Consider the following 12,527-nt stretch of genomic DNA (forward strand, 5'->3'; position numbering starts at 1 on the left):
GCCCCTAGCGATACGTGACTGCTTTGACCGCCTCGATCACTTCGCCGACATTCGGCAGAGCGAGCTTTTCGAGATTGGCGGCGTAGGGCATCGGCACGTCCTTGCCGGCGATGGTGATGACAGGCGCATCGAGATGATCAAATGCGCGCTGCGACACCTGGTTGGCGATGAAATCGCCGACCGAGGACTGCGGGTAGCCTTCTTCGACCACAACCAGGCGGTTGGTCTTCTTGACCGAGGCGATGATGGTGTCGAAGTCGAGCGGACGAATGGTCCTGAGATCGATGATCTCGACGTCGATGCCCATCGCACGCAACTCGGCCTCGGCCTTGATCGCGTAGGTCATGCCGATGCCGAAGGAGACGATGGTGACGTCATTGCCCTTCTTGTGGATGCGCGCCTTGCCGATCGGCAGCACGAAATCATCGAGCTTCGGCACTTCGAAGGAATGGCCGTAGAGGATTTCGTTTTCGAGGAAGATGACCGGGTTGGGGTCGCGGATCGCAGCCTTGAGCAGGCCCTTGGCGTCGGCTGCCGAGTACGGCATCACCACCTTGAGGCCGGGAATGTGGCTGTACCACGCGGCATAGCACTGCGAGTGCTGGGCAGCGACACGGGCAGCCGCACCGCTCGGTCCACGAAAGACGATCGGCGCGCCCATCTGGCCGCCGGACATGTACAGCGTCTTGGCGGCCGAGTTGACGATCTGGTCGATCGCCTGCATGGCGAAGTTGAAGGTCATGAACTCGACGATCGGGCGTAGGCCGGCCATCGCGGCACCAACGCCGACGCCGGCAAAGCCGTGCTCGGTGATCGGCGTATCGACGACGCGGCGCGGGCCGAACTCTTGCAGCAGGCCTTGGGTGATCTTGTAGGCGCCCTGGTACTCGGCAACCTCCTCGCCCATGACGAAGACATCGCCGTCGCGGCGCATCTCTTCGGCCATGGCGTCGCGCAGCGCTTCGCGCACAGTCGTGGTGACCATTTCGGTGCCGGCCGGAATATCAGGGTCGGCAGCGACTTCGGTCTTCGGCGCGGCGGCGACAGGTGCGGCTGCCTCGCTCTTGGCCGGAGCTGGTGCGGCAGCGGCAGCAGGCGCTTCAGCCTTGGCAGGCGCGGCACCTTTGCCGATATCGGCAGCACTTTCGCCGTCCTGCAACAGAACTGCGATCGGCGTGTTGACCTTGACGCCTTCGGTGCCGGCAGCGATCAGCTGCTTGCCCAGAATGCCTTCGTCAACGGCTTCCACTTCCATGGTCGCCTTGTCGGTTTCGATTTCGGCGATGACATCGCCGGCGACAACCTTGTCGCCTTCGTTCTTCAACCACTTCGACAGATTGCCCTCTTCCATCGTCGGCGAGAGCGCAGGCATGAGAATTTCGATCGGCATGTTTCGCGCCCTCCCTTAGATCAAGATGTCGGTCCAGAGCTCGGAAACATCCGGCTCGGGATCGGTCTGAGCAAAGTCTACGGCATCAGCCACAATGTCGCGAACATCCTTGTCGATCGCCTTGAGATCGTCCTCGCTCGCCCACTTCTTGGCGATGAGGCGCGCCTTGACCTGCTCGATCGGGTCGTGCTCGGAGCGCATCTTCTGCACTTCGTCCTTGGAGCGATACTTCGCCGGATCGGACATCGAGTGGCCGCGATAGCGGTAGGTCTCCATCTCGAGGATGATCGGGCCCTTGCCCGAGCGGCACCATTCGGTGGCGAGATCGCCAGCAGCCTTGACCGCGCGCACGTCCATGCCGTCGACCTGGATGCCGGGGATCTTGAACGACAGGCCGCGCTGGGAGAAATCGGTCTCGGCCGAAGCGCGCGACACCGAGGTGCCCATGGCGTAGCGGTTGTTTTCGATGACGTAGATCACCGGCAGCTTCCACAGCGAGGCCATGTTGAAGCTTTCGTAGACCTGGCCCTGGTTGGCAGCGCCGTCGCCGAAATAGGTCACCGACACATTCGGGTTCTCGCGGTAGCGATTGGCGAAGGCCAGGCCGGTTCCGAGCGAAACCTGGGCACCGACGATGCCGTGGCCGCCGTAGAAATTCTTTTCCTTGGAGAACATGTGCATGGAGCCGCCCTTGCCTTTCGACAAGCCGCCCCGACGCCCGGTCAACTCGGCCATGACGCCTCGCGCCGACAGCCCCATGGCCAGCATATGGCCGTGGTCACGATAGGCGGTGATCATCTGATCGCCTTCGATCAGCGACATCTGCAGGCCGGTGACGACAGCCTCCTGGCCGATGTAAAGGTGGCAGAAGCCGCCGATGAAGCCCATGCCATAGAGCTGGCCGGCCTTTTCTTCGAAGCGGCGGATGAGCAGCATCTCGCGATAGGCCGCGACATCCTGTTCCTTGGTAAATTCGACCGGTTTCGGTGTTACCGGAGCAGATTGAGATTTTGAGTCAGATTTGGTTTTGGCAGGCGCTTTTTTGGCGGCGGTGGCCATGCATCACTCCCTAGTGGCGTCTCTTTGCGGACAATGAGGAGATCATGCATAATCTCTCCTCTCCATGACCAAAACGCTAGCATGGAGAGTGACGCTGCGCCATGCGGAAAAATGCATAGCAGGCATGCGGTTAAGCGCCTAAAAACGTTGGATTTCTTGTTGATTAACCGACGTTCAGTTAATGCGGCGCTCGGATGGCCGCATGATGGTCAGCTCGTCTGCATGGGACACATTGAGGGCGTTTCGCGCCTGCTCGTCAAGCATGTCCTTCTCCAGCGAGCCGTCATGCAGCATCTGCACGCGGCGCTCGACGTCCAGGCGCTGCGCCCTGACCGTGTCAAGGCGGGCCTGCAACTCGACGGCACGCGCCGCGAGCCGGTACTTGGAATAGATGCCGAATTCGCCGTGATAGGCGTGGAAGCCGAAATAGGACAGAAACATCACTGCCAGTGCAGGGACGATCAAGCGGCCGGTGTTTGTCTGCTTGTGCTGGCGTGTCCACATGGTGCGCAAAACCTCTCGCACCCTTGTCGCCCAATCATACTTAATGCCGGGTTACGACAGTCTCGTTCCGCACGAAAAAACGGGTCGAATTCAAAACAGCCGCTGCCGCGCCCGCGAAAGCGCAAATCCCGCACCGCGCCCGTTGGTGCAGGTCACGCCCGAGCGTTCGGAGACGCAGCTGATGTTTCCGCGCTCGAAAGTCTCGCCATAGGCCAGTTCCGGATAGTCGCCGACGATCGTGTCGCCGACGCACATCAGCACGCCGCGCCTTGACGTTTCATCCAGGCTGAAGTCGTTGCCCCAGTCCAGTTCGCAGTCCTGCGGGCGCGGTGGCAGTGGCGTTGTCTTGTCGGCGATGTTGCAGCGTATCGATGCATCGTCGTCGAAGAACATGCATTGAATGTTGCCGGTCGGCGAACGGAAACCGTTCGCCGAATCTTGCGCCATGGCGGGCAACGCATGAAGCCAGATGGAGGTCGCAGCCATCAGCAGGCAGCAAGCCAGGCTGTTTGCCCTCTCGCTTTGCCGCCCGCCTGATGTGGCCATCGGGTCAGCCGCGCAGGATCGAGCGGCCGGCGAAGCGCGCCTGCCTGCCGAGCTCTTCTTCGATGCGGATCAGCTGGTTGTACTTGGCGGTACGGTCCGAACGGGCCAGCGAGCCGGTCTTGATCTGACCGCAGTTGGTGGCGACCGCGAGATCGGCGATGGTCGAATCCTCGGTTTCGCCCGAGCGGTGCGACATGACGGCGGTGTAGCTTGCCTTGTGCGCGGTCTCGACGGCGTCGAGCGTTTCGCTGAGCGTGCCGATCTGGTTGACCTTGACCAGGATGGAGTTGGCGACGCCCATCTTGATGCCGTCGCGCAGGCGGGCCGAATTGGTGACGAACAGATCGTCGCCGACCAGCTGCACCTTGTCGCCGCACAGCTCGGTCAGATACTTCCAGCCTTCCCAATCGTCCTCGGACATGCCGTCCTCGATCGAGATGATCGGGTAGTCGGCGGCGAGCTTGGCGAGGTACTTGGCCTGTGCCTTGGGATCGCGGGTCTTCTTTTCGCCTTCGTAGACGTAGTTGCCGTCCTTGAAGAATTCGGTCGCAGCGCAGTCGAGCGCGAGCGCCACGTCTTCGCCGGGCTTGAAGCCGGCCTTTTCGATCGAGGCCATGACGAAGTCGAGTGCTGCCTGGGCGCTCTTGAGGTTCGGGGCGAAACCGCCCTCGTCGCCGACATTGGTGTTGTGGCCGGCGTCCTTCAGACCCTTCTTCAGGGTGTGGAAGATTTCCGAACCCCAGCGCACGGCGTCGCGCAGCGTAGGCGCGCCGATCGGCATGATCATGAATTCCTGGAAATCGATCGGATTGTCGGCATGCGCGCCGCCATTGATGATGTTCATCATCGGCACCGGCAGCACGCGCGCGTTGGGGCCGCCGACATAACGGTACAGCGGCAGGCCCGAAGCCTCGGCGGCAGCCTTGGCAACCGCGAGCGAGACGCCGAGGATGGCGTTGGCGCCGAGGCGGCCCTTGTTGGGCGTGCCGTCGAGCTCGATCATCGTCTGGTCGATGTGGATCTGGTTTTCGGCTTCCATGCCGCCGATCGCCTCGAACAGCTCGCCATTGACGGCTTCGACGGCGCGCTCGACGCCCTTGCCGAGATAGCGCGGGCCGCCGTCACGAAGCTCCATCGCCTCATGGGCGCCGGTCGAGGCACCCGAGGGAACCGCTGCACGGCCCATCGAGCCGTCTTCGAGGACAACGTCCACCTCGACGGTTGGATTGCCACGGCTGTCGAGAATCTCGCGGCCGACGATATCGATGATTGCTGTCATGTGAGGCATCCCCGGGAGCTGATCGCAAATAGGATCGGTTGGATTTCCGCGCTCGTCTTAGCCAAAGCAGAAGAAAACGCAATCGCGGCAGGGCAAATATCACGCAACGTCAGGCATCAGATTCACTTTCGGCAAAACGCTGTCACCATAATTCATCCCGTTGGGCAGGCATTCGCCACACTTTCGGGTAAACTATGCCTGCGCGGGGCGAAACAGAGGGAGTTTCGCCATGTCCGAGTTGAGTGGTATCCTGAGTTTGTTCTTCATCGCCGCAGCCTTCCTGACCTCATGCGACGGTCAACCGCCCCCACAGGGCACGTCGCAGGTGCGGATCATTCCGACGCCAAGGTAGCTGCCGGCACGGACAAAAGCCCCGCGATGCGATCTTCATCCGCGGGGCTTTTTTGGTTGGCTCGGGCAAATGCCAGTACGGCTCGTTGGCGATGCCGGAATAGCGCCCCCCAAAGCGGAGGTCCAAAGTTTTCCTGATGGTGGGTAAGGCCGACTGGTCAGTCGGTGAGGATGAAGGTCACCTTCATGTTGACGCGGTAGGCAGTGATCTTACCGTTTTCGACGACGATTTTCTGATCCTGGATCCAGGCGCCTTCGACATTCTTCAGCGTCATCGACGCACGGGCGATTCCCTGCTCAATCGCATCCTGAAAACTCTTGGTCGATGATGAGGTGATTTCCGTAACGCGGGCAACAGACATAGGATTCCTCCGGCTGATACGCTCAGTCACGGAGCAAGACTACGCCCGGTATCCGCAGGGCTCAAGCAGGAGTTGTAGCGAGGCATCCGCGCGCCAGATGACACGCAGATGCTTTGCAAGGCGGCCTTAGCCCTTGGCGATGCGGTCGAAGGCCATCAAGCGCTCGAGCAGCGCTGGCATGTCCTTGAGCGGCACCATGTTGGGGCCGTCCGACGACGTCGAATTGTCGGGGTCTTCGTGCGTTTCGATGAACACACCGGCGACGCCAACGGCAACGGCGGCACGCGCAAGCGTCTCAACGAAACGCCTCTCGCCGCCCGATGTGGCGCCCTGCCCGCCCGGCTGCTGCACCGAATGGGTAGCATCGAAGATAACTGGCGCGCCGATGTCGGCCATGATCGGCAGCGCGCGCATGTCGGATACCAGCGTGTTGTAGCCGAAGGAAGCGCCACGCTCGGTGACGAGAACGTTCGGGTTGCCCGAGTCGGTGACCTTGGCAACGACGTTCTTCATGTCCCAGGGCGCGAGGAACTGGCCTTTCTTCACATTGACGACCTTGCCGGTCTTGGCCGCTGCAACCAGCAGGTCGGTCTGGCGGCTGAGGAAGGCCGGAATCTGCAGCACGTCGACGACTTCGCCTACGATGGCGCACTGCTCTTCGGTGTGGACGTCGGTGATGACTGTGACGCCAAGTTCCTTGCGCAGGTCGGCGAAGACAGGAAGTGCCGCATCGAGTCCCGCACCTCGGGTGCTGCCAAGCGAGCTGCGGTTGGCCTTGTCGAAGCTCGACTTGTAGACGAAGCCGATGCCAAGCTTGAGGGTCAGCTCCTTGAGCGCGCCGGCCATGTCGAAGGCATGCTGGCGCGATTCGAACTGGCACGGACCGGCGATCAGCGACAGCGGCGCATTGTTGGCGAAAAGGGTCTTGCCGACCGTCACATTTGCATTCGGCTTGGTCATTTCAATTCCTCGAATATGAAGGTCGCGCCTTGCCCAGGTGCCGGCGGTACCACCAGGCGTTGACCGCTTAGATCGTGCTCGATGCCGTTGCGGACAAGAAGCGACTTGGCCGCGCCGAGATCATCGACGGCAAAAACCATCGCCTCAAGGCGAATCCCATTGGAATTTGGTGTGGAGCGGATGGAAAGTCTTGCATTGGCCAGCGGCACGGAGGCCCCGTCAACACTGCTGCGGGCGATTGTCGCCAGCAATGCGCCAGCGGCTTGCGCGCTTGCCGCAGTCGCTTCGACGGCCAGAACACGCCTCACGCCATTGGCATGCGTCTGAAGTGCTGTGCGGTCGACATTGGGTGCGTTGACGCGCTCGCAGGTGAAGAAGAACGCATCTGTCGCGGTGTCAGGTTCGGCGGCAAAAGCCAGCCGGAACGATGCCTGGTCAGATTTGCCGGCCGCATCGACGAAGGGCCGCGAAAAATCGAGTCGGGGACCGGCCGAAACGCCTGCGGCAACGAACTTGGCATGGTCGACGTCCGCATCGTCAGTTCCAAACACCACAGCCGAAAAACCTTCGTCGCCATGGGCGTCACGGAACGCCCGGTCGCGGGCGACAAAGACATTGCCTTCGGCCACGGCTTGGTCGGTCGCAGCCCGGTCACCGACTGCCAGAGGCTCCATGAAGGTGCCGTCGCTGAGATAGACGCAGCAATTGACCGTGCCGAAGGGATGGATGCCGACTGGTGACACCGTGAAGCCAAGTGCCGTGAGCCGCTGCCGCGCGATCGCGAGGTCGGCGGTCGGCAACACAATATGGTCGAGCGGACGTGGCTTGTCGTTTTCAGTCATATGCTTGCGCTTTGCCTCAATTCCTCATGCCGCGCAAGGCTGCCCCTTGGGCAATGCCCTCACCCGGCCACCATCTCGCCCAGCCGCCGCACCGTGTTCCAGTTGCGCGACGTGCCGACGCCGCCAGCACGCTTGGGCGTGAGCGCGCCAAGCAGCCGCGACGTGCCGGCACTGCGCGAGAAATAGAGCCAGATGTCGCCATTGGCTGCCGCAAGCTTCTCGTCCGCCGCCACATAAGGCGTGAGTTTTGCCAAAATCTCCGGCGCTACCGGCGCGCGCATGACGCGTACCGCCACCTGGTCGGGGTAACGTGCAGCGTCCTCAGGAAAAGGGTTGGCCGCGACCAGCTTCAGCCAGTCATCGGCGCAACGTACGATGATGTCGACATGTTTGCCGAATTTTTGCTCGAACGCCTTTTCCAGCCTGGTTTCGATCGCAGAGACTGGCTGCTCTTCGGTCTCGAAAACCAGATTGCCCGTCGCAACCAGTGTGCGTGGATTTTGAAAGCCTGCGGCTTCGGTCATGTCGCGCAGGTCGGACATGACAACCCGCCGCCCCTCGCCCAGAATGATGCTGTAGAGCAACGCGACATAGGTGGTCATGACTGTGGCATGACCTCGGCAGGTCTGCGCGCCAACGGTTTCACGTCGGCGCGCATGACAATCAGACGAGCCTGCTCTGTTCGACGGCAGCCTCGATGAAGCTGGCGAAAAGCGGATGCGGGTCAAGCGGACGGCTCTTCAGTTCCGGATGGTATTGCACGCCGATGAACCAGGGATGGTCGGGATATTCGACCGTTTCAGGCAGCACACCGTCGGGCGACATGCCGGCAAACACCAGGCCGCAGGCTTCGAGCCGCTCCTTGTAGTCGATATTGACCTCGTAGCGGTGACGGTGACGCTCGGAGATATCGGTATCGCCATAAATCTCGGCGATTTTCGAACCTTCCGAAAGCTTCGCTTCATAGGCGCCCAGGCGCATCGTGCCGCCGAGATCGCCGGCTGCCCGGCGCTTCTCCAGCATGTTGCCCTTGAGCCATTCGGTCATCAGGCCAACGACCGGCTCCTTGGTGGCGCCGAACTCGGTTGACGAGGCATTGTCGATGCCGGCGAGCGAACGCGCGGCTTCGATGCAGGCCATCTGCATGCCAAAGCAGATGCCGAAATACGGCACCTTGCGTTCGCGGGCGAACTTTGCCGCCAGGATCTTGCCTTCCGAGCCGCGCTCGCCGAAACCGCCCGGCACCAGGATGCCATGGACCTTTTCGAGGAACGGTGCCGGGTCTTCCTTCTCGAAGACCTCGCTCTCGATCCAGTCGAGCTTGACCTTGACGTTGTTGGCCAGGCCGCCATGCGACAGCGCTTCGATCAGCGACTTGTAGGCATCCTTGAGGCCGGTGTATTTGCCGACCACGGCGATTGTGACTTCGCCTTCGGGATTGTGGATGAGCTGCGAGACATTCTGCCAGGCATCGAGGCGCGGCTTGGGCGCCGGATCGATGCCGAACGCTGCCAGCACTTCCGAATCGAGGCCTTCCTTATGGTAGGCCAGCGGCACGTCGTAGATGTGGCCGACGTCGAGCGCCTGGATAACGGCCGATTCGCGGACATTGCAGAACAGCGACAGCTTGCGGCGCTCTTCCTTGGGGATGTTGCGGTCGGCGCGAACCAGGAGAATGTCCGGTGCGATGCCGATCGAGCGCAGTTCCTTGACCGAATGCTGGGTCGGCTTGGTCTTCAGTTCGCCAGCCGTTGGGATGTAGGGCATCAGCGTCAGGTGGACGTAGACCGCATTGTTGCGCGGCAGATCGTTGCCAAGCTGACGAATCGCTTCGAGGAACGGCATCGCCTCGATGTCGCCGACAGTGCCGCCGATCTCGCACAGCACGAAGTCGAACTCGTCATTGCCGTCGAGGATGAAGTTCTTGATCTCGTCGGTGACGTGCGGAATGACCTGCACGGTCGCGCCGAGATAGTCGCCGCGCCGCTCACGCTCGATGATGTTCTTGTAGATGCGGCCGGTGGTGATGTTGTCGCTCTGGTTCGCGGAACGCCCGGTGAAGCGTTCGTAGTGACCGAGATCGAGATCGGTTTCCGCTCCGTCGTCGGTCACGAACACCTCACCATGCTGGTAAGGCGACATCGTTCCGGGATCGACGTTGAGATACGGATCGAGTTTACGGATGCGCACGCGATATCCGCGTGCTTGCAAGAGAGCCCCAAGGGCCGCTGCGGCTATGCCTTTTCCAAGGGAAGAGACCACGCCGCCGGTAATGAAAACATATCGCGCCATGGGATTCATCGCTTAACGCGGCCAAATCGATTCCGCCAGAGAAAAATCCGCCGCGTCGGACTTTTCCCTATGTGGCTGTTCATTGTTGCTGCCGGTAGACCGCGCAAACAAAAAGGCCGGCGTGACCGCCGGCCAACTTCGAGCGTTATGGAAACGCCTTACATGACGATGACTTCAGAGCCCATCTTCACGCGATTGTAGAGGTCCATGACATGGTCATTGACCATCCGGAAGCAACCGTTCGAAGAATTCGTGCCGATCGTCTGCGGCTGATTGGTACCATGGATACGGATATGGGTATCCTTGTTGCCCTGGTAAAGGTAGATGGCGCGCGCGCCGAGCGGATTTTCCGGCCCGCCGTTCATGCCGTCCTTGTAGCGGCCGTATTTCTTGGGCTCGCGCTCCTGCATGTCCTTGGTCGGAATCCAGCGCGGCCATTCCTGCTTGTCGCCAATTGTCGCCTTGCCCTTGAATTCCAGCCCCTCGCGACCGACAGCAATCGCATAGCGACGGGCGGTCGACGATGATTCGACCAGATAGAGATAGCGCTTGCCGGTATCGACGACGATCTGGCCACGCTCGTAGCCCGAGAACGTCACTTCCTGCGGCTCGTAATCGGACTTCACCTTGAACTGCTTGTTGGCCTGCTTGGCCTGTAGCACGGCGTCGAGCGCACGCGTCTGCGGCAGCATCGACTGCTGCGGCGCAATGCTGCTGCCACCGAAGATGCCGGCGAGCAGACCGGTCTTCTGTGGCCGCGCCGGGTTTTCGCTGCGCAGTTCGCCATTGTTGCCGGTCGAGGCAACTGCGACCGCGTCGGGCGTCAAGGGTGCAACCGGCTGCATCAGCTCGATCGGCTGAACAGGCTTGCGCACAGCAGGTGCGACCTCCGCAACCTGGGTGGTCGCCTTTTCAGTCTTCTTCAGACGGGCGAGTTCACGGGCCTTGTCGGCCTTTTCCTTGGCTGCTGCCCGCATCGCCATCTTCTTGGCTTCGAGCATCTTGAGCCGGGCGAGTTCCTTGTCGGCCGTGATCTTGGCTTCGAGGTCCTTGATTCGCGACAGGTCCTCGTCGGTCGGCTTCTTCTTTTTCTTGAGAATCTTGAGTTCGGCAGTGTCGCTCTTGGCGGCGATCAAAACGATGTTGCTTGCGGCCCCGGGCTGCGGCGCCGCAGCCATGCCGGCCGAGGTGGCAGCAAAGGCTGTCGAGCTCATGAGAGAGGCACAAAGACCAGCAAGAAGAATGCGGCGGAGCTGCATGGCGAAGGATCCCGAACGTTCAACGCAAATTTTCGCGCGACAACGCACGGTGCCCCCAAAGGCTCCCCCGCCGATATGCCGCAACCCAGCTATTATCGATTAGCCGGAGACGCCTCAAGGGAGGCACCACCGGCGAATTGATCGAATTGTTGTGATCTACGCAGCATTTGCCGCAACTGTGTTCAAACAACAACAGGTTGCGGCAAGAGCTTAGGACTTAGTTAGGAACTTGCGGTGCTGCCGGGGCCGTCGTGCCGCCTGCGGCAGGCTGTTCGGTGCCCGATGCTGCCGGTGCAGCAGCAGGTGCAGGCTGCGTGGTGCTCGGGGCAGCAGGTGCCGTGGCACCAGGTGCGGGCGCTGCCGGAGCGGTCGAACCGCCGAGCTGGTCGAGAACGCCCTTGCCAGTCGTGCCGCCTTGGGTGGTCGGCGCGCGATTGAGGATGTCGGTTTCCTTCGCACCATAACGAGCGACGATGGACAGCGTCAGCGACGTGACGAAGAACACGGTCGCCAGGATGGCTGTCGCACGAGTCAGGGCGTTGGCCGCGCCGCGCGCGGTCATGAAGCCCGAACCGCCACCGATGCCAAGGCCACCGCCTTCAGAGCGCTGCAGGAGCACAACGCCAACAAGGGCGAGCACGACCATCAAGTGAATGACGATGAGGACGGTTTCCATTGCGCTTCCTGGGATCTTTCCTGACGGGGACTTGCCGCGCGCCGAAGCGCCCGGTCTTCCGGAGGCGGCTCAATACAATGCTTTCTAGGCATTTCCAAGCCCGCCGGCCGAATATGGGATGACACGCTGTCTTTGCAACGGTCAGGCGTGCTGAAATCAGAGCTTGCGATAGGCTTCTGCAATGCCAAGAAAGTCGGCAGCCTTGAGACTTGCGCCGCCGACGAGCGCGCCATCGACATTGGCGATCGCCAACAATTCATTGGCGTTCGATGGCTTGACCGAGCCACCGTAGAGAATGCGCATCTTGCCGGCCGCTGCACCCAGCTTCTCCGCCAGACGGGCGCGGATATGCGCATGCGCTTCGGCCACGTCGGCGACTGTCGGCGTCAAGCCGGTGCCGATTGCCCATACAGGCTCATAGGCAATGATCGCGTTGGCAGGTGTAGCAGTGCCCGGCACCGAGCCTTCGATCTGACGCGACAGCACCGAGAGCGTCGCCCCGCTCTCGCGTTCGGCAAGCGTCTCGCCGATACAGATGACGGCCACCAGCCCTGCCCGCCATGCGCCTTCAGCCTTGGCACGAACCACGGCATCGGTTTCACCATGATCGGTGCGGCGTTCGGAATGCCCGACAATGACATGGCTGGCGCCGGCGTCCTTGAGCATTTCCGCCGAGATGTCGCCGGTGTGGGCGCCGCTTTCCTTGGCGTGACAATCCTGCCCGCCGGCCTTGACCGGTGAGCGGTGCAGGATTTCAGCGGCACGCGAAAGAAGCGTCGCTGGAACACACAAAAGCGCTTCAGTCTCGGCGTCGAGGCCGCCCATGAAACCGCCGGCGATGTTGCGCAATTCGTTGAGCGAGGCGCTGGTGCCGTTCATTTTCCAGTTGCCTGCAACGAGTGGGCGGATTCCTGGCGTCATGTGATCTTCCCTCGAAATCGATATTCGCTAGGGCAACCTCACTACCAAAAACAAACCACAAAGCAATCGACAGTGGCCTTGAAGGG

General features: G+C 61.4%; 13 protein-coding genes. All 13 read right to left on the bottom strand.

Going from position 1 to position 12,527, the window contains the following annotated elements; genetic code table 11:
- Positions 1 to 4: 4 nt before the first annotated feature.
- Positions 5 to 1,390 (bottom strand): pyruvate dehydrogenase complex E1 component subunit beta, encoded by a 1,386-nt coding sequence (locus AC1RTB_RS00515; RefSeq protein WP_492877111.1) that lies wholly within the window; start codon positions 1,388 to 1,390, stop codon positions 5 to 7.
- Between the two features lie 15 nt (positions 1,391 to 1,405).
- On the bottom strand, positions 1,406 to 2,449 hold the full coding sequence (pdhA, locus tag AC1RTB_RS00520; RefSeq protein WP_492877109.1) for a pyruvate dehydrogenase (acetyl-transferring) E1 component subunit alpha: 1,044 nt from the start codon (positions 2,447 to 2,449) through the stop codon (positions 1,406 to 1,408).
- Between the two features lie 174 nt (positions 2,450 to 2,623).
- On the bottom strand, positions 2,624 to 2,953 hold the full coding sequence (locus AC1RTB_RS00525; protein ID WP_492877107.1) for an FtsB family cell division protein: 330 nt from the start codon (positions 2,951 to 2,953) through the stop codon (positions 2,624 to 2,626).
- Between the two features lie 90 nt (positions 2,954 to 3,043).
- Positions 3,044 to 3,439: a DUF6636 domain-containing protein gene (locus AC1RTB_RS00530; protein WP_492877105.1), complete on the bottom strand. Its 396-nt coding sequence runs from the start codon at positions 3,437 to 3,439 to the stop codon at positions 3,044 to 3,046.
- 64 nt (positions 3,440 to 3,503) lie between these two features.
- Entirely contained in the window at positions 3,504 to 4,778 is a 1,275-nt protein-coding gene (gene eno, locus AC1RTB_RS00535) for a phosphopyruvate hydratase (protein WP_492877103.1), read from the bottom strand.
- A 509-nt stretch (positions 4,779 to 5,287) separates the two neighbouring features.
- The gene (locus AC1RTB_RS00540) at positions 5,288 to 5,491 is read right to left on the bottom strand and encodes a dodecin family protein (protein WP_108608023.1); all 204 of its coding nucleotides are present in this window, start codon (positions 5,489 to 5,491) and stop codon (positions 5,288 to 5,290) included.
- Positions 5,492 to 5,617: 126 nt separating this feature from the next.
- Positions 5,618 to 6,451 (bottom strand): 3-deoxy-8-phosphooctulonate synthase, encoded by an 834-nt coding sequence (kdsA, locus tag AC1RTB_RS00545; protein WP_492877101.1) that lies wholly within the window; start codon positions 6,449 to 6,451, stop codon positions 5,618 to 5,620.
- Positions 6,448 to 7,293 carry a VOC family protein gene (locus AC1RTB_RS00550; protein WP_492877099.1) on the bottom strand — a complete coding sequence of 282 codons (846 nt, stop codon included), beginning with the start codon at positions 7,291 to 7,293 and terminating at the stop codon, positions 6,448 to 6,450. The genes kdsA and AC1RTB_RS00550 overlap by 4 nt, the downstream gene beginning before the upstream one ends.
- A 59-nt stretch (positions 7,294 to 7,352) precedes the next feature.
- The gene (locus tag AC1RTB_RS00555; protein WP_492877097.1) at positions 7,353 to 7,895 is read right to left on the bottom strand and encodes a DUF1697 domain-containing protein; all 543 of its coding nucleotides are present in this window, start codon (positions 7,893 to 7,895) and stop codon (positions 7,353 to 7,355) included.
- A gap of 61 nt (positions 7,896 to 7,956) precedes the next feature.
- Complete coding sequence (gene pyrG, locus AC1RTB_RS00560) at positions 7,957 to 9,594, bottom strand: CTP synthase (RefSeq protein ID WP_492877095.1); 1,638 nt, start codon at positions 9,592 to 9,594, stop codon at positions 7,957 to 7,959.
- A gap of 149 nt (positions 9,595 to 9,743) precedes the next feature.
- A complete protein-coding gene (locus tag AC1RTB_RS00565; protein WP_492877093.1) occupies positions 9,744 to 10,799 on the bottom strand; it encodes a L,D-transpeptidase in 1,056 nt (351 codons plus the stop codon).
- A gap of 262 nt (positions 10,800 to 11,061) precedes the next feature.
- Complete coding sequence (gene secG / locus AC1RTB_RS00570) at positions 11,062 to 11,520, bottom strand: preprotein translocase subunit SecG (RefSeq protein WP_492877091.1); 459 nt, start codon at positions 11,518 to 11,520, stop codon at positions 11,062 to 11,064.
- A gap of 156 nt (positions 11,521 to 11,676) precedes the next feature.
- Positions 11,677 to 12,441 (bottom strand): triose-phosphate isomerase, encoded by a 765-nt coding sequence (gene tpiA, locus AC1RTB_RS00575; RefSeq protein ID WP_492877089.1) that lies wholly within the window; start codon positions 12,439 to 12,441, stop codon positions 11,677 to 11,679.
- Between the last annotated feature and the right edge of the window lie 86 nt (positions 12,442 to 12,527).

The organism is Aminobacter sp. GW821-FHT11F06 (assembly GCF_058808215.1).

Bases quoted from the DNA above. Each gene is read 5' to 3' on its own strand.
- AC1RTB_RS00515 (WP_492877111.1), bottom strand. From the start codon at position 1,390: ATGCCGATCGAAATTCTCATGCCTGCGCTCTCGCCGACGATGGAAGAG.
- pdhA (WP_492877109.1), bottom strand. From the start codon at position 2,449: ATGGCCACCGCCGCCAAAAAAGCGCCTGCCAAAACCAAATCTGACTCA.
- AC1RTB_RS00525 (WP_492877107.1), bottom strand. From the start codon at position 2,953: ATGTGGACACGCCAGCACAAGCAGACAAACACCGGCCGCTTGATCGTC.
- AC1RTB_RS00530 (WP_492877105.1), bottom strand. From the start codon at position 3,439: ATGGCTGCGACCTCCATCTGGCTTCATGCGTTGCCCGCCATGGCGCAA.
- eno (WP_492877103.1), bottom strand. From the start codon at position 4,778: ATGACAGCAATCATCGATATCGTCGGCCGCGAGATTCTCGACAGCCGT.
- AC1RTB_RS00540 (WP_108608023.1), bottom strand. From the start codon at position 5,491: ATGTCTGTTGCCCGCGTTACGGAAATCACCTCATCATCGACCAAGAGT.
- kdsA (WP_492877101.1), bottom strand. From the start codon at position 6,451: ATGACCAAGCCGAATGCAAATGTGACGGTCGGCAAGACCCTTTTCGCC.
- AC1RTB_RS00550 (WP_492877099.1), bottom strand. From the start codon at position 7,293: ATGACTGAAAACGACAAGCCACGTCCGCTCGACCATATTGTGTTGCCG.
- AC1RTB_RS00555 (WP_492877097.1), bottom strand. From the start codon at position 7,895: ATGACCACCTATGTCGCGTTGCTCTACAGCATCATTCTGGGCGAGGGG.
- pyrG (WP_492877095.1), bottom strand. From the start codon at position 9,594: ATGAATCCCATGGCGCGATATGTTTTCATTACCGGCGGCGTGGTCTCT.
- AC1RTB_RS00565 (WP_492877093.1), bottom strand. From the start codon at position 10,799: ATGAGCTCGACAGCCTTTGCTGCCACCTCGGCCGGCATGGCTGCGGCG.
- secG (WP_492877091.1), bottom strand. From the start codon at position 11,520: ATGGAAACCGTCCTCATCGTCATTCACTTGATGGTCGTGCTCGCCCTT.
- tpiA (WP_492877089.1), bottom strand. From the start codon at position 12,441: ATGACGCCAGGAATCCGCCCACTCGTTGCAGGCAACTGGAAAATGAAC.